The organism is Sporolactobacillus shoreae (genome assembly GCF_004684935.1).
GTDB lineage: Bacteria > Bacillota > Bacilli > Bacillales > Sporolactobacillaceae > Sporolactobacillus > Sporolactobacillus shoreae.
Genome location: NZ_SRJD01000028.1, coordinates 1 through 15,299, shown reverse-complemented (window position 1 = coordinate 15,299; position 15,299 = coordinate 1). Strand labels below are relative to the sequence as shown.

Below are 15,299 nucleotides of genomic sequence, written 5' to 3'. Positions count from 1 at the left end.
ATCGTTTTACCAAATTATTCGTCGCTGTCATCCAGCGCCGTCAGAATTTCCGGACCTTCTTTGGTGATGGCAAGCGTGTGCTCATACTGCGCTGAAAGTGAACCGTCAACAGTACGCGCCGTCCAGCCGTTGTCATCGACTTTTGCCTGCCAGTCGCCGGTATTCAGCATTGGCTCAATCGTAATCGTCATACCTTCCCGGAGACGAAGTCCGCGTCCTGGCCTGCCATAATGAGCGACTGCCGGATCTTCGTGCATGGTCGGTCCGATGCCATGGCCGACAAAATCACGTACGACGCTCAGGCCCCTAGACTCCGCATATTCCTGGATCGCGTGGCCGATGTCGCCGAGGCGGTTGCCGACGACGGATTGTTTGATGCCTTCATATAGCGCTTCTTCCGTCGTCTTCAGCAGGTGTTCCGCTTCGTCCGAAATCGTGCCAACCGCGTAGCTCCACGCGGAATCCGACAGGGCCCCGTTCAGATTGACAACCATATCGATCGTGACAATATCCCCGTTTTTAAGCGGCTTCTTATTTGGAAAGCCGTGGCAGATTTCATCGTTGACCGAAGCGCAGGTCGCGAATTGGTAACCTTGGAATCCCTTTTCTTCAGGGGTCGCGCCATGCTTCTCAAGAAATTCATTGACAAACTCCTCAATTTCCCATGTCGTGACACCAGGCCGGATCATTGGCTTGATTTTCTTATGTGTCAGAGCCAGCAGCCGGCCCGACTTTTTCATTTCCGCAATTTCATTTGCAGATTTTAACTGTATCATTTATTCTTTCCACCCCTGTATCCTTTCAGCATTCTCTTTATTTAAGATGCGACATTTGTATTTTAACACTTTATCAGGCACTCGATCATTCGGCACGGCTTTCTTCCATTGCATGATTGAGAAAATAGATCAGCGCCTGAAGCTCAACCGTCATATCCACATGACGGACATAAACTTCCGGCGGCAATGCCAGCCGGACCGGTGAAAAGTTCAGGAAACCGTGAACACCTGAAGCCATCGCCTGCTCGGCAGCACTCTGAGCCTGGTCAGGCGGCACAGTCAGAATGGCCGCCGTGATATCGTGATTGTCATCCGTCGCCAGATCATCCATCAGGTGGATTTCGGTCTCGCCTACTTTTTTGCCCACCTTTGATGGATTAATATCATACGCTTTGACAATCCGTGTGTTATTGTTCTTCTGAAAATTGTGGTTCAGGAGCGCCGTGCCAAGATGCCCGACGCCGATCAGAATGACTTTCGAAAGTTCATCCTGATAAAGCGTCTTTCTGAGAAATTCCATTAAATGCTGCGTGTTGTACCCGTACCCTTTCCTCCCCAGCGCGCCGAAATAGGAAAAATCTTTGCGGATCGTTGTTGAATCAACCTGCACAATTTTTCCGAATTCAGACGATGAGATCCGTGTCTTACCGTTCGTGACAAGGCGCTGCAGAGACCGGTAATAGAGCGGCAGCCGTTCTGCTGTTGCCTGAGGCACTTTCTGCGATGCCATACTCCTGTCCCCCCTTGTAAACCGGTAAATTCGTTTTGTCCGCGAAATTTTTCCGGTCTGTCTCTATAAGTTTTTATCCGTTATTTCTATAATTCCATCTACACTATACATCAATATGCGCCGCTTTTGTTATCTGATTCACAATCTTTTTAAGAATCATACGGTTGCGTGAGCACACGGATTCACACAAAAATATTAAAAACCGGAGAGAAAAGATGATTCAAATTTCTCCCCGGCTTAAATAATTAGCCATTTAATTCTTTTTACTTAGAATAGTGCACGATTAACCAGCAACAATCACAAATCCGATCAGGCAGCCGTCTTCCATTCGCTGACTTTCTTCCAGGCAGGCCAAACAGCTTCAATTTTCTGATCCAGCGTCCAATAATTTGTTGTTGACGCGAATTGTTCCAGCCCCCAAAGAGCGGCAAAAATGAAGCTATACATTATTGATGTACCAATATCTGTTGCGCCAGGAGTCCAGAATCTGCCAATGAAGCCTTCCGCCGTAACCCAAATGACGATATTAAGAATAAAGCCGACCACATACATGTACTTGCGTGCGACGCCGAATAATAGTGACAAGGCAATTGCTGTCTCCACGATCGCAATCACAACAGCGAAAAAGACTGGCGCTGTGGATGTAATCTTTAGCACAAATTTCAGCCATGGTACTAAAAAGTCAGGAGACGTACTAATCTTTTTTGTAAGATCAGCATTAAAATTAAATAGAAAAGCAGGCATCCATTTTAAAATTGCGTCAACCAACCATACAATTCCAAACACAAAACTAAAAATACGAGTGCGTTTTGCCAATTTTTCTTTCCAGACTTCTTCACTTGCCATGATACCCAACAGCCCCTTTTTCTCTACAATAAATTAAAGTAATAGTGCCAAACCCACATGCATCCCTCAAATGAAAGAACACTTTTGGTAAGCAATGTCAGAAAACATACTTGCTTACTATTGTTTAACAACTATTTATATTATAGACTCTCACTTTCCGGGGGCACTGAGTGTAAAATTACAATTCCGTGTCCGATAAATGTAAAAAATCCCATATCCTTTTTGAGAGTCAATGTCTGCGTAAGGCCTAAAATATCTACCTCAAGGCAAACTGTTTCTCAGAGTCGATCAAACCATTTTGGAACAATATAACCAATCATTCATAATAAAATCTATTTTTACTTTCCTCTTACTAAAAATTAAACGTCAAATAATCCACCCTGAAAAGATGTGGTGGGTTTATCTGACGTTTGCGCTGCTTTTAGCTTCTTTATTTGCTCAAGAGAAAAGTGTTTTTAGCTAATCGGTAGATTGGTCTGTGAATCATTCAGGATCAAATAAAGTTATCAAGTGAAACTCCGTCTCGTTTTTTAGGAAATGCGCTCGACGTATTCTGCGATCAACCCATCAGGATGCTGCATCAGCATAATCCAACTGCCTGGTGTACGTTTTGGTTTGGTTAGACAGACAGCTCCTCTTTGCTGCAGTTCGTTCATCGCATCCTGAATCGAATCGACCAGCAGCGTTGCGCGAGCTGATTCAAACACTTTTCTGGATGCTGCATCTCCCGCAATAATAACCGCTTTATCAACTATGGCCAGTTCCAAGTTCAGTACTTCGTAATATCCGCGCTGCGTGCATGACGTTTGATACAACTCTTCGTAAAATTTAATCGTCTCATCCATAGCATCGCGTTCAATAAACACACGGATTAATGTACCCAGTACCTTCATCGCTTAAACCACCTTTTATCGTATGTCTTCGACAGAAACAGTGAAGTGACAGTCTCATAAAAAACAAATTTTAAAGCTGACGTGCCTGCTGATAAACGGTATCCAGCCACCGCTTCCTCTTTCTGGCACTGCTTCCCTTCATTCCGGCCAGCATCATTCTTTTTACCGGACGAATACCACAAAACTGAAGAATGGCTTTTTTCACGACCGTCCACTCGACATTCCCGCGAACCAATCGGACAAACAACCCTGGAGAGTCAATCGTATAGATCACCCACGCGGATTTACCCGTAAGCAGTCCTTTAGGGACCAAACCTTCATAGATGTAGGCGAACCCAGCGGCAAATACTCTGTCAAAAAAACCTTTCAAGATGGCCGGAAGTCCATACCACCACACCGGATAGATAAAAATGTAGTGGTCCGCCTTCTTGACTAAATCACGATAGCGCGCCATTTCAGGATCATTTTTCATGTCCCTTCTTTTGCGTTTTTCATTAAAAATCAGCACGGGATCGAAGCCTTCCTGATATAAGTCGATAACCGAAACCTCGTGATGGGATTCCCCCAGTCCTTTTTGGACCTGTTCAAGTACAGCATGATTAAAACTTTTCGGGTTGGGATGCGCGTAAATTATGAGGACATTCATGTCTACATCTCCTTACAATGGGATAATTAATTCCAATAGCCACGTTTTTTCAAAGTCTCTGTAATAGGCTGCCCTTTCAAGAACCTGCCCAATAACGTGCACATAAGTTCAAGCTCCTCTTCGGAGTATGCTTGATTCAATTGGCCATACAGCTGCTTTTCAATATTCTCTACAAGATGCTCTTTTTCTTTTCCAGTTTGCGTGAGCTGAAGCGTAACATACCTAGAATCCTTCGAATGCGCGATCTTTTCGACCAGGCCGTCCCGGACCAATCGTTCTACGAGCCTTGACGGGCTTCCTGACTCACAGATCAATAATTGTCCCAGTTCCTTGAGAGAGAGCCCCTTCCTGTCACGCAGCGTGCGTAATACCTCTGCCTGAGATGCCGTTAATCCAATGCTTTTTAGCAGGTCATTGAGTATACGATTTCCATGGCGTTGTACTGCGAGAATGATATAGCGTAATGCTTCTGCCTTAACATTCTGTTTCTCTTCCATTTAACATCCCTTCACATTCAACGATTTCTTTTTAAGCAAAAATAGATGACTAGTCATTTATTGATTATATTTTAGATGACTAGTCATCTATTGTCAAGTAAAGCGATCAGGAACCAGTATGTTGTCAAAAATTCATTCACTCACTTCTATTGTGCGTAGATTCCACTTTAGTCCTCCTATACATGACCATGCCCCTATAAATCAAGCGCATATATTGAATAAGAGAATATTTTTCCTAGGAGGCAGAAATATGTCCTTAGAAAAATTTGCAGATGCATTACCTATTCCACCTGTTTTAAAGCCAAAAGAGAATGATGACATTCCTTACTATGAGGTAACGATGAAGCAAGTCCAACAAAAGCTTCATCGCGATTTGCCACCGACTACCGTTTGGGGTTACAACGGGATGTTCCCTGGCCCAACATTTGAAGTTCAACGGAATCATCCTATTCGTGTTAAGTGGAAAAACAAATTACCTTACGAACATTTGCTGCCCGTTGATCGAACCCTACATGGGGCACAACCGGATCAACCTTCTGTCCGAACAGTTGTACATCTGCACGGAGGGCGTGTTCTTCCAGAAAATGACGGATATCCGGAAGCATGGTTCACCCAAAATTTTGAAAACCGCGGGTCAAAATTTGCAAGTAAAGTTTACTATTATCCTAACAGGCAACGTTCGGCTACGCTGTGGTATCATGATCATGCCATTGGAATTACGCGTTTGAACGTTTATGCAGGTCTTGCGGGGCTCTATCTCATTAGAGAGGAAGAAGAGGAAAAGCTGAATCTTCCTCGTGGAAAATTTGAAATTCCGCTCGTCATCCAAGATCGTTCGTTCTATCCTAATGGTAAACTATTCTATCCAACCCAACCAGGCCAGGAGCCACCTCCAGCTCCACAGCAACCAGTAAATCCGACATTACCGAATCCAACAGTTGTCCCGGAATTTTTTGGCAACATGAACTTAGTCAACGGGAAAATATGGCCGTACCTGGATGTCGAGCCGCGTAAATATCGCTTCCGCCTCCTTAATGGCTCCAATGCTCGTTTTTACCGTATTCAGCTTAGTTCAGGTCAAGAATTGGTTCAGATCGGAACGGAAGGAGGGCTCTTGGAAAAACCGGTCACTGTATCCGAAATTACCCTTGCACCGGCTGAGCGTGCCGATGTTATCATCGATTTTTCGAACTATAAAGGTCAAAGAATTACTTTAACAAACGACGCAGCAGCCCCATTCCCTGATGGAGACCCACCTTCTTCAGACCTTAAACAAATTATGGAATTTCGGGTCAAACAAAGGCTCAGTAGATCCGATGACAGTCAAATTCCATCAACCTTAAGTTCCTTTGGACGTCTTGATCCTGAAGCTGCTGAAGTTGTACGGAAAAACCTATTAATAGAATCTGCCGATAATTTTGGCCGTTTGAAGCTATTACTAAATAATATGATGTGGGATGACTTACCTCTTACGGAAACCCCTAAAAATGAAACCACAGAAATTTGGGAGTTTTTCAATAGGACACCTGACACTCATCCGATTCACCTACACCTTGTTAATTTTCAAATTTTGAATCGCGCCACATTCACTGGCGACCCAAATGGACCTGATCTCTTAATTGGAGCACCACAACCACCAGACCCAAGTGAGAGTGGCTGGAAAGATACCGTTCGCGTGAATCCTGGCGAGGTTACACGTATCATTGCGCGTTTCGGTCCATTTACAGGTATTTACCCTTGGCACTGCCATATTCTTGAACATGAAGACCATGATATGATGAGGCCATTTGAAGTACTGCCACATCAAGGCGTCAGCCAGACTCAAACAAGTGCTGAAGAATCCTGACCATTCGTTCCATATTTTGATTACATTAAACACCATCAATAGGACATTGATTGAGTAACCATGCTTATACAATTTTGTTTAACACGTCACAATCAAATGGCAAGGCTCATGCTCTGGTTTTTCTGCAGTGTCAGCTTATTTTTTTGTAACGATTCCAATTAGATTGTAATTTTTATTAAACACAGTTCATTATAAAAATTTAGGTTCTACAGGCGCTAGTAAAAAAATTTACTTAAGATACGATTTCTCACCTCATATCCCCTGCACAGTTGCCGAATAAAACCCGATTAGGCTACAATAAAGAGGTGCCGGGTTATTTTTTACACCCGAGCCCTTTTTATATACTGCAACCGCAAGCGTCCTGAGGTGACTTTGATGATTCTTCTGCAAACCAACGAGATCAGCAAATCATTCGTGACTGATCTGATCCTATCGAATATATCTATTGAAGTGAAATTTGGCGAGCGTGTCGCTCTGGTCGGACGGAATGGTGCCGGGAAGTCGACACTTCTTAAAATTATTGCCGGAGAAATGAGCGCCGACAGCGGCGAAGTGATCATGCCGAAGGACCGGACGATGGGCTACCTCCCACAGAACGCCACGCTGAATTCGACGCGCGGAATTTTCGATGAATTGCTCACGGTCTTCCGTCCTCTGACAGAAATGGAAAAGAAACTTCGGGACATGGAAAGCCGGATGTCGGATCCTGACCGGTTTGCAGACCCGGCAGATTATGATCAGCTCTTGAAGAGTTATGACATCCTGCAGGCAGAATTCAAATCAAAGGGCGGTTACACGTATCAGGCAGAAATCCGCAGCGTTCTAAATGGTCTTAATTTCGGAAGCTTCCCTGAAAATACACCCGTCAGCAATCTCTCCGGCGGTCAGAAGACCCAGCTTGCGCTTGGAAAAATTCTGTTGATTAAACCGGATCTGCTGATTCTCGATGAACCGACCAACCATCTGGACATTAGCACCCTGACCTGGCTCGAAGGGTATCTGCAGCGCTATCAGGGCAGTGTTCTTGTTGTTTCCCACGACCGTTACTTTCTTGATAAAGTTGCGACTAAAGTTTACGAGGTTGCCGGACATACCGTACATAAATATGATGGAAATTATACGCACTATATTGAATTAAGAGCAGCAGCGTATGAAAGTGCAATGAAGAGCTATGACAAACAGCAGAAGGAAATCGCACGCCTGGCTGACTTTGTTCAGAAGAATATCGTCCGTGCGTCGACGACCAAGCGTGCGCAAAGCAGGCGCAAACAACTGGAAAAAATAAATGTTATGGAAAGGCCGCGTGGAAATGAAAAAGCCGCCGATTTCTCTTTCCAGATTGAGAAGCAGAGCGGCCGCGATGTGCTTTCCATTTCGGACCTGTCTGTTGGCTATCCACCGGAACCGCCGATGTTTTCCGGGCTTAATTTCCATATTTCGAGGACTGAACGTGTAGCTCTGGTCGGACCGAATGGCATTGGCAAATCAACCTTGCTGAAATCCATTGCCGGCGGATCAACCCTACTATCCGGGGAAGTGCATCTCGGCAGCCAGGTATCCATCGGTTATTATGATCAGGAACAGACCAGCCTGACCAACGAAAAGACCGTGCTGAACGAGCTGTGGGATGACTACCCGCTTCATCCGGAGAATGAAATGCGGAATGTGCTTGGGGGCTTCCTTTTCTCAGGCGACGATGTGGCTAAGTATGTGGCTCAGCTGAGCGGTGGCGAGAAGGCCAGGCTGATGCTCGCCAAACTGATGATGCGCCATGACAATCTGCTCATTCTCGACGAACCAACCAACCACCTGGATCTCGACAGCAAAGAAGTCCTTGAGGCCGCCCTGATCGATTATCCGGGCACGATCCTGTTCGTTTCCCATGACCGGTACTTCATTAACGATATTGCCACCCGCGTCCTCGAACTCTCGCAAGACGGGATTACAGAATACCTTGGTGACTATGATTACTACCTGGACAAAAAAAGCGAGCAGCAGCAGATTGCCGAACTCGATGCCCAGAGTGCACCGACCGTGAAGCAGGAGAACGCTCCCGCCGCCGGAAAACAGCAATTTCTGAAGGACAAAGAGCAGAAAAAGAAAAAAAGGCAGCTGCTCCGCTCAGTAGAAGAAATGGAAGGAAAAATTGAACAGCTCGAAAAATTAATTAAGGAAGACGAAGACTCTCTGCTTACGCCGGAAGTCTTTAACGATACCAAAAAAGCCAAACAGGTTCAGAGCGAAATTGACCAACATAAAGAGCAGCTGAGTCAGTTTATGGAAAAATGGGAAGCCGATCAACTGGCCCTCGAAGAATTCACAGATTGAATCATCCACAGTTTTTCAACATCAATCGGAAGCTTTTCCACATATGAGACATCTTATGCACAAGATTATCCACAGAAAATGTGGATAACCTTGTGCATTTTTGCCATTTCCACGGTAAAATGCAAACCGAGTAAAATGATCATTCAAATCAAATTTAATCCGAAAATAAATAGAATTAATCCTTTCATGTAGAAAGATTTCAAAAGGTCAATTATAATAATCATATTTTAAAGAAATAGGAAGTGATGCAATGGATGCGGCAGAGTATGTTTTCCCATCAACTTTTACGGCGGCAGATGGGGAAACTTTATAAAAATTGGAGCTGTTGTCCATGGCAACTTCCTTTCAAACTTATGTGAAATCTTTAAATCAGCTAGCAATACCTTTGATCGCCAATTCGATTTTCGGTTTATCCATCGAACTAGTCGATCAAGCAATGATCGCTCACCTCTCTGTAGCAGCATATGCCTCAGTGGGAGCAATTGGAAACTTTTTATATACCATTGGAGGAATTATTGGTGCCGTTGCGATTACTTTGAACATCTATGGTTCTAAGGCCATCGGCGAAAAACAAAAGAGTCGGTACTTAAACTATCTATCTTCTTCACTCCTTCTGGATGTCCTGCTTGGGGTTGGCTTAGGTATCTTTTGTTTTATTGGTAAAGACCTGTTGTTGATACGTCTGTATGGTTTTTCCGGAATCTCACTTCAAGACGGAAACGATTATCTTTCATTAATGAGCGGATATTTTTTTCTGCAGCTGGTGATTTTCACGCTGACCAACTGTTTGAAAATCAATAAGAACACTAAATGGATACTGATCGTATCGACGACAACGACCTTACTCCATACGTGTCTAAATTATCTACTGATTTTTGGTGTTTTCGGTTATCGTGGACTCGGTGTAAGTGGTGCGGCAATTTCCAGTACCATCACACTCTGTCTTGATGCCGGAGCCTATGCCTTTTTGTTAAGAAATGACATAAAATCTGCTCTGCATTTTCCACCGGCAGAAACCGTGTTTATCTTGTTGAGAAGTCTCCCCTTAATGGGACAGGAACTCCTTGAAGGCAGCGTCTTTATTATTATACTAAATGCATTGCTCGCCCATATAAGCCCACTGATCCTGTCTGGTTATCTACTCATCAGCCAGATCTTGCAGATTGGACTGGTACCAACCTTTATGTACAGTTCAGCATTGCTTACGCTGGTAAGCGAGAGCAACGGGGCACGCAATCAATCTGATCTGAAAGATTTCCCGCGAACAGCTGGTATTTTGGCAATGATCCTGTTTTGCTTCATTGGTATCCTGTTTTATTCGCTACGAGTGCCTATCGCCAGCTTGATCACAAATGACACGCGTCTTATCCGTTACTCAGCAAACATTTTTCTTATACTGTGGCTGGCTAATGTATTCCGCCCGTTGTTCGAAATCTACAAATCTGCATTGCAGTCGGTCGGTCAGAGTCGTTGCGTACTAAAGTTGACGTGTGTCGTCAATACCATAACCTTGGTCCTGATGATCATTCTGATTGAATACCTTAAACTGTACGGCGTTGCAATCGGTTTACTGTTCAATTATTTTGTGATTTTTCTCCTTCTTAATTTAAACTATTCAAGATATCTCAGCAGGCAAATAACATTGAATTCGTGAAAGAATCTTTAGGAACCTGTCCCAAGAGGTAGCACAAAAAATCGAGAGGATATTTTCTCCTCTCGATTTTTATGGTTATGGTAACTTTTTCTTAAAAAACCGCTTTGACGTTATAATGTTTATGACCAGTTCACATTATTGGGAGGCGTTTTTTTCTCTTTATAAATAAGTATCAAATAGCCCGCACCTCGCGTACGGATTTACTTTAAATGAAAAACACCTTTCCCCGTTTCCATATCTATGGGTAATGGTCAACGACTCGCTACTGAAGTAGCAGGCTTGCAGCTCAAAAACCGGCAAGCCGGTCCAGCAGTACAAACGGGCTAGGCCCTCCTGCGGCGATGGCTACATCATCGGACGGTTGACTTGTCGCCCGTTTAGCTGCCGAGTTTACTCGACAGCTGTTAGCTTTTCAAATCGAGGGCGCGTACCGCCACTGACCCACAACGCGCCCAGCTGTTGAATATTCATGGCACCGATACGGTCGTCATTCGACTGGTAGCCGCAGGCACCGCAATGATAGTGGTGGCGGCTGTGATCCCGGTTGCCTTTGGCAATGGATCCGCATTTCGGGCAGCGCTGGCTGGTGTACTCAGCAGAGACTTTGATAGCCGTGCCTCCGGACAGAACCGCCTTATACGCCAGTTTATGCTCAAAGTCAAAAAATGACCAGCTGGCCGCTTCATAGCGGTGCGTCTTGACGGTCTGTTCCGTCGCAAAGCGGACATTCCGCAAATCTTCAAGAACAAAAACGGTTCCAGCGCCATACGTGTCGACGAGTGCCTTCGTAAGGCAATGGTTCACATTGTCCATCCAACGGTTTTCTCGCTGACCGATTCGTTTCAAGCGGCGTTTTGCTGATTTTGTTCCCTTAGCCTGCAAATGCTGCCGGAGCCGTTTAAAACGGCGTCGCTTAGTCAAAATAGCCTGACCGCTGAAAAAGCGCGTCTTGCCGGATTCATCATAACACGTCGCCAGGAAACGCAGCCCGCGATCCAGGCCGACGACGTGCTGTACCTGATACGGGTCGAAATCCGGGAGCTCTTTGGTGGCGCCGACATGCAGGAACCATTTGTGGCCCACCTGCAGCAGTTTAGCGGTGCCAAGTTTCCAGCCTTGGTGCATATAGCGATCAAAATAGTTTAACGACCCGTCAACTTTAATCGGCTGATCGAGCGTGTTGATTGAAATCTGACCATTTTTCAGAAACCTCCAGTCCCGACCCCAGACGAGATCCACCTGTAGCCGTTTAAACCGGATCGGCTGGCGGAGCCACGCCAGATCCTTCATTACCTGATGCCACTGGTTGGTGTACGTATCTTTGAAGCGATACGGTTTTCGCTTCATCAAGGTTTGTACCGTTTTATAACGCGCCAAAACGGTGATCAGAACCGATTCAGCCATCTGCGATTTCAGATTAAAAACCGCTCGTAATTCTCGATAGAGCGCGTCATGCAGCTGTCGCCGGGATCGTCCAAACTGATGATCAAAATAATAGCGGGACACATGGTTACAGGCATGGGCATATGCCGTTTGCATCGTGTGCAACTGACGCGCTTCTGGCAGCGTCGGCTTGATTTTCAATTTCAGTGTTAGCCCTTGCTGCATCTCGTTTCACCTTAATTCTTAATATTTCAACAAATTAATTATACAATAATTCTGTTGAAGTGATAATCAATTAACCTGTCAGCACCACAAAAAAAGCGCCACCTGAGGCGCTGATTCCTCTCAGCATTAAAATGCCAAGTATCCTCAGCTGGCGGTTTGTAAATGAACAAATGCGAGGTTTGAATTTTCTTCAATAACTCGATCATCAAAATCTACTTTAAGCCTAATGTCCTCCTCATCTAAACCTTTAAACCATTCTTGAATCATTTGCTTCCATTGATCAAGTCCGATGTATTCCCAGTTTCCCCAGCAATCATAAATGTGGACATCGGAAGCATAGGAAGAAAGAAATTGTACAGCATTTTTTTCATAAACAGCAGACCGGTAATTTTCCAGAACATCCTCGACACAATGAAATTCAGTACTCATGAATAAACCCCTCTTTTCTGATTGTGCATGATCGACAGCCACCATTCTGCCTAATAAAAAAATACCAGAACGAGTCCGGTATTTTCAAATCGTTTCTCTATTTAAAATGCCTCGATCGGAAGGTTCGGGCTTCCATTCAATGAAAGATCTGCCCGCATTCCTTTTAAAAAGCCGATTGTCCCGGAAGCGGCGATCATCGCCGCGTTATCCGTGCAAAATTTGAGTGGTGGAATAATCAGTGGAATCGAACGTGTTGCCGCCGCCTGCTCCATTTCCGAACGGATTTTGCTGTTTGCCGATACGCCGCCTGCAACCAGAATCTGTTTGGCATGATAGCGTTCGGCCGCAATCAACGTTTTCCTTACCAGAACTTCAGCGACGCTCTCCTGGAAGCTTGAGGCGATATCCGCCTCATTAATTTCATTTCCGCGCTGCTGCTCATTATGGATATAATTAATCACTGCCGATTTCAGGCCGCTGAAGCTGAAATCCAGAGAGCCCTCCTCAAGCCAGGCTCTTGGAAAATGAATTGATGGCTTCCCTTTTTCTGCCAGTCTGTCAATTTCAGGGCCGCCGGGATAGGGAAGCCCGAGCGTCCGTGCCACTTTATCAAACGCTTCTCCGGCAGCGTCATCCCGTGTCGTACCGACAACCTGATACGATCCATGTTCCTTCATATAAACCAGTTCCGTATGTCCGCCGGATACAACCATCGCGACCAGAGGAAATTCCAGTTCCTGAACAAACCGGTTCGCATAGATGTGTCCGGTAATATGATGAACCGGAACAAGGGGCAAGCCATGCGCAAATGACAGCGCCTTGGCCCCGTTCACACCGACCAGCAGGGACCCGATCAGACCGGGTCCCTGCGTTACGGCAATCGCGTCCAGATCTTCCCACGACACTCCGGATTTTTCCATGGCTTCTTCGCAGACGAGCGTAATTTGATCGACGTGATGGCGTGAAGCTACTTCCGGCACCACACCGCCGAACCTGCGGTGTATGTCGATCTGGGATGCCACCGCATTGGAGCGGATGATTCTCCCGTTTTCAACAACCGCCGCCGCTGTTTCATCACAGCTGGATTCAATCCCAAGGATCATTGTTTTTTGATTTATATTGATACTCATAGCCTCACCCACATCACAAGTGCGTCTTCGCCGTTATTTGAATAGTAATTTTTCCTGATGCCACCGCTTCTGAATCCAAGCTTTCGGTATAGTCCCTTCGCAATATCATTTCCGACGCGAACTTCGAGGCTGATTGTCCTGGATCCTTTTGCCTGGGCATACAACATAACATGCCGAAGCAGGGTTTCGCCAACCTTTTTCCCCCGGTATCCGCTCAGCACAGCCAGATTGGTAATGTGCGCTTCATCAACAATCACCCAAACACCGCAGTACCCGATAATTTTTTCGCCGAATTCAGCCACGAAATATGAGGCAAAATGATTGTTGACCAGTTCATTCTCGAAAGCTTTTTTTGACCATGGAACATCAAACGCGCTATGTTCGACAATCATCACATTGTCGATATCACTAATCGTCATCGGCCGGATATGCGCCGTATCAAATTGTGCCATTGTTATCGCCCCTGTTTGGCCTTCCATTTAGCCTCCGCTTCCGCCAGGCGGAGATACGTCGGTAAAAAGTGATGAATATCCTCTGTGGGAGATTTTTCCGCGCCCAGCCGGGCAAGTTCGGACGCCTTCGGAATATTCTGGGACGCGGAGCCAAATGCAGCGCCCGGAAGTGATTTCAGCCTTTCCACCCATTTTCCCATATCATTACTTAGAAAAAGAACGGGCCGATTCTTTTTTTCCAGTTCGGCAAGCCAGTCATCCATCATCAGAAGTCTGTCCGGGCTTTCGGGAACGACCTGATTATCACGACTCTTATACAATCCTGCAAAGACCTGCCCGCGACGCGCATCAAAAAAAGGAGCAATTAGTCCGTTAAAATACCTTCCGTTCTGGGCCACAATTTCAAGGCTCGAAACACCAACCAGCTCCTTCTGCAGCGTCCAGGCCATCATTTTAGCAATCGTCACGCCAATGCGAAGACCCGTATAAGATCCCGGTCCCTGTGCAACAGCAATCCGGTCCAGTTCCTCAGGTTTTACGCCTGCATGATCCAGAAGCTGAGCGATCGCTGGCATCAACCGCTCCGAGTGGTTCTTTTTATTATTAGTCATTAATTCGCCTAACACTCTGTCGCCAGAGGCTACCGCCACACCCATGACCAAGTTGGACGAATCAATCGCGAGTATGTTCATCCCTTACTATCTCCTCAAGTAGACTTTCAGATCTTCCGCCATGCGATGTTATTGTCATTTTTCTTGAATGCTCATCAAGTTTCTCAATTTCAATATTTAAATAATCATCAGGAAGCCACGAAGGGATATTTTCCGCCCACTCAATGACCGTAACACCTTCCTGATCGAAATAGTCTTCCAGACCAATATCTTCTTCATCGCTGATCCGATAAACATCCATATGAAAAAGAGGCAGACGCCCGCTTTTATATTCCTTAACAATGGTAAAAGTCGGACTACTGACCATTTCACCAATGCCGAGGCCCTTCGCAAGGCCCTTCGTAAAAACAGTCTTTCCCGCACCGAGATCTCCGGAAAGTGTCAGAACGTCATCCGACTGCAAATATTCGGCTATCAACTCTGAAAATGCCATTGTTTCTTCCGGAGAATGAAAAGTCCATTCGTGCATGGTTGGTTAACACCTTCTTTAATGCCGTCTGACCCACTGTCGTTTTTGCCTTAAATGCTGGCCTCTGACAGCTGATGGCAATCATCACTTAGGTTCAGTTTAACATAATTCATCGACATTGCTAATTGAAAAAACGATTTCATGATTCTACAAAAAAGAAGCACCCTCCGCTTCAGGAGAATGCCTCTTGTCTGTTTGCCTGGCAGTGACCTACTCTCACAGGGGGACAGCCCCCAACTACCATCGGCACAGAAGAGCTTAACGGCCGTGTTCGGGATGGGAACGGGTGTGACCTCTTCGCTATGACCGCCAGACTAAAACCCG

At 45.5% G+C, this 15,299-nt stretch carries 15 protein-coding genes and 1 rRNA gene; 3 read left to right on the top strand and 13 right to left on the bottom strand.

Going from position 1 to position 15,299, the window contains the following annotated elements; genetic code table 11:
• Window positions 1–14: 14 nt before the first annotated feature.
• From map to E4665_RS16175, 6 genes are all read right to left on the bottom strand, one after another.
• Window positions 15–776 (bottom strand): type I methionyl aminopeptidase, encoded by a 762-nt coding sequence (gene map / locus E4665_RS16200; RefSeq protein ID WP_135349847.1) that lies wholly within the window; start codon window positions 774–776, stop codon window positions 15–17.
• 85 nt (window positions 777–861) lie between these two features.
• The gene (locus E4665_RS16195) at window positions 862–1,506 is read right to left on the bottom strand and encodes a redox-sensing transcriptional repressor Rex (protein WP_135349846.1); all 645 of its coding nucleotides are present in this window, start codon (window positions 1,504–1,506) and stop codon (window positions 862–864) included.
• A gap of 309 nt (window positions 1,507–1,815) precedes the next feature.
• Window positions 1,816–2,352 (bottom strand): hypothetical protein, encoded by a 537-nt coding sequence (locus E4665_RS16190; protein WP_135349845.1) that lies wholly within the window; start codon window positions 2,350–2,352, stop codon window positions 1,816–1,818.
• A 530-nt stretch (window positions 2,353–2,882) separates the two neighbouring features.
• Complete coding sequence (locus E4665_RS16185) at window positions 2,883–3,245, bottom strand: glyoxalase/bleomycin resistance/dioxygenase family protein (protein WP_135349844.1); 363 nt, start codon at window positions 3,243–3,245, stop codon at window positions 2,883–2,885.
• 70 nt (window positions 3,246–3,315) lie between these two features.
• The gene (locus E4665_RS16180) at window positions 3,316–3,891 is read right to left on the bottom strand and encodes an NAD(P)H-dependent oxidoreductase (protein ID WP_135349843.1); all 576 of its coding nucleotides are present in this window, start codon (window positions 3,889–3,891) and stop codon (window positions 3,316–3,318) included.
• A 26-nt stretch (window positions 3,892–3,917) separates the two neighbouring features.
• The gene (locus E4665_RS16175) at window positions 3,918–4,388 is read right to left on the bottom strand and encodes a MarR family winged helix-turn-helix transcriptional regulator (RefSeq protein ID WP_135349842.1); all 471 of its coding nucleotides are present in this window, start codon (window positions 4,386–4,388) and stop codon (window positions 3,918–3,920) included.
• Between the two features lie 250 nt (window positions 4,389–4,638).
• Between E4665_RS16175 and E4665_RS16170 the strand changes: the two genes are divergently transcribed.
• From E4665_RS16170 to E4665_RS16160, 3 genes are all read left to right on the top strand, one after another.
• Entirely contained in the window at window positions 4,639–6,234 is a 1,596-nt protein-coding gene (locus E4665_RS16170) for a multicopper oxidase family protein (RefSeq protein WP_135349841.1), read from the top strand.
• A 375-nt stretch (window positions 6,235–6,609) separates the two neighbouring features.
• Window positions 6,610–8,562, top strand: a complete 1,953-nt coding sequence (locus E4665_RS16165) for an ABC-F family ATP-binding cassette domain-containing protein (RefSeq protein WP_135349840.1) — start codon at window positions 6,610–6,612, stop codon at window positions 8,560–8,562.
• Between the two features lie 331 nt (window positions 8,563–8,893).
• On the top strand, window positions 8,894–10,216 hold the full coding sequence (locus tag E4665_RS16160; RefSeq protein ID WP_135349839.1) for an MATE family efflux transporter: 1,323 nt from the start codon (window positions 8,894–8,896) through the stop codon (window positions 10,214–10,216).
• Between the two features lie 390 nt (window positions 10,217–10,606).
• Here E4665_RS16160 and E4665_RS16155 read toward each other — a convergent pair whose 3' ends face one another.
• The 7 genes from E4665_RS16155 to rrf form a co-directional block, all read right to left on the bottom strand.
• The gene (locus tag E4665_RS16155) at window positions 10,607–11,824 is read right to left on the bottom strand and encodes an RNA-guided endonuclease TnpB family protein (RefSeq protein WP_135349838.1); all 1,218 of its coding nucleotides are present in this window, start codon (window positions 11,822–11,824) and stop codon (window positions 10,607–10,609) included.
• Between the two features lie 144 nt (window positions 11,825–11,968).
• Entirely contained in the window at window positions 11,969–12,253 is a 285-nt protein-coding gene (locus tag E4665_RS16150) for a hypothetical protein (protein WP_135349837.1), read from the bottom strand.
• Between the two features lie 101 nt (window positions 12,254–12,354).
• The gene (gene tsaD, locus E4665_RS16145; protein WP_135349836.1) at window positions 12,355–13,383 is read right to left on the bottom strand and encodes a tRNA (adenosine(37)-N6)-threonylcarbamoyltransferase complex transferase subunit TsaD; all 1,029 of its coding nucleotides are present in this window, start codon (window positions 13,381–13,383) and stop codon (window positions 12,355–12,357) included.
• The gene (gene rimI, locus E4665_RS16140; protein WP_422067267.1) at window positions 13,380–13,835 is read right to left on the bottom strand and encodes a ribosomal protein S18-alanine N-acetyltransferase; all 456 of its coding nucleotides are present in this window, start codon (window positions 13,833–13,835) and stop codon (window positions 13,380–13,382) included. Before rimI ends, tsaD begins: the two co-directional genes overlap by 4 nt.
• A 2-nt stretch (window positions 13,836–13,837) precedes the next feature.
• On the bottom strand, window positions 13,838–14,527 hold the full coding sequence (gene tsaB / locus E4665_RS16135) for a tRNA (adenosine(37)-N6)-threonylcarbamoyltransferase complex dimerization subunit type 1 TsaB (protein ID WP_135349834.1): 690 nt from the start codon (window positions 14,525–14,527) through the stop codon (window positions 13,838–13,840).
• Window positions 14,508–14,975 carry a tRNA (adenosine(37)-N6)-threonylcarbamoyltransferase complex ATPase subunit type 1 TsaE gene (tsaE, locus tag E4665_RS16130; protein ID WP_135349833.1) on the bottom strand — a complete coding sequence of 156 codons (468 nt, stop codon included), beginning with the start codon at window positions 14,973–14,975 and terminating at the stop codon, window positions 14,508–14,510. The genes tsaB and tsaE overlap by 20 nt, the downstream gene beginning before the upstream one ends.
• 197 nt (window positions 14,976–15,172) lie before the next feature.
• Window positions 15,173–15,289, bottom strand: a 5S ribosomal RNA gene (rrf, locus tag E4665_RS16125).
• Between the last annotated feature and the right edge of the window lie 10 nt (window positions 15,290–15,299).

What these genes read in the sequence shown, in the direction of transcription:
- map (WP_135349847.1), bottom strand. Translation starts at nt 776, where the DNA reads ATGATACAGTTAAAATCTGCAAATGAAATTGCGGAAATGAAAAAGTCG.
- E4665_RS16195 (WP_135349846.1), bottom strand. Translation starts at nt 1,506, where the DNA reads ATGGCATCGCAGAAAGTGCCTCAGGCAACAGCAGAACGGCTGCCGCTC.
- E4665_RS16190 (WP_135349845.1), bottom strand. Translation starts at nt 2,352, where the DNA reads ATGGCAAGTGAAGAAGTCTGGAAAGAAAAATTGGCAAAACGCACTCGT.
- E4665_RS16185 (WP_135349844.1), bottom strand. Translation starts at nt 3,245, where the DNA reads ATGAAGGTACTGGGTACATTAATCCGTGTGTTTATTGAACGCGATGCT.
- E4665_RS16180 (WP_135349843.1), bottom strand. Translation starts at nt 3,891, where the DNA reads ATGAATGTCCTCATAATTTACGCGCATCCCAACCCGAAAAGTTTTAAT.
- E4665_RS16175 (WP_135349842.1), bottom strand. Translation starts at nt 4,388, where the DNA reads ATGGAAGAGAAACAGAATGTTAAGGCAGAAGCATTACGCTATATCATT.
- E4665_RS16170 (WP_135349841.1), top strand. Translation starts at nt 4,639, where the DNA reads ATGTCCTTAGAAAAATTTGCAGATGCATTACCTATTCCACCTGTTTTA.
- E4665_RS16165 (WP_135349840.1), top strand. Translation starts at nt 6,610, where the DNA reads ATGATTCTTCTGCAAACCAACGAGATCAGCAAATCATTCGTGACTGAT.
- E4665_RS16160 (WP_135349839.1), top strand. Translation starts at nt 8,894, where the DNA reads ATGGCAACTTCCTTTCAAACTTATGTGAAATCTTTAAATCAGCTAGCA.
- E4665_RS16155 (WP_135349838.1), bottom strand. Translation starts at nt 11,824, where the DNA reads ATGCAGCAAGGGCTAACACTGAAATTGAAAATCAAGCCGACGCTGCCA.
- E4665_RS16150 (WP_135349837.1), bottom strand. Translation starts at nt 12,253, where the DNA reads ATGAGTACTGAATTTCATTGTGTCGAGGATGTTCTGGAAAATTACCGG.
- tsaD (WP_135349836.1), bottom strand. Translation starts at nt 13,383, where the DNA reads ATGAGTATCAATATAAATCAAAAAACAATGATCCTTGGGATTGAATCC.
- rimI (WP_422067267.1), bottom strand. Translation starts at nt 13,835, where the DNA reads ATGGCACAATTTGATACGGCGCATATCCGGCCGATGACGATTAGTGAT.
- tsaB (WP_135349834.1), bottom strand. Translation starts at nt 14,527, where the DNA reads ATGAACATACTCGCGATTGATTCGTCCAACTTGGTCATGGGTGTGGCG.
- tsaE (WP_135349833.1), bottom strand. Translation starts at nt 14,975, where the DNA reads ATGCACGAATGGACTTTTCATTCTCCGGAAGAAACAATGGCATTTTCA.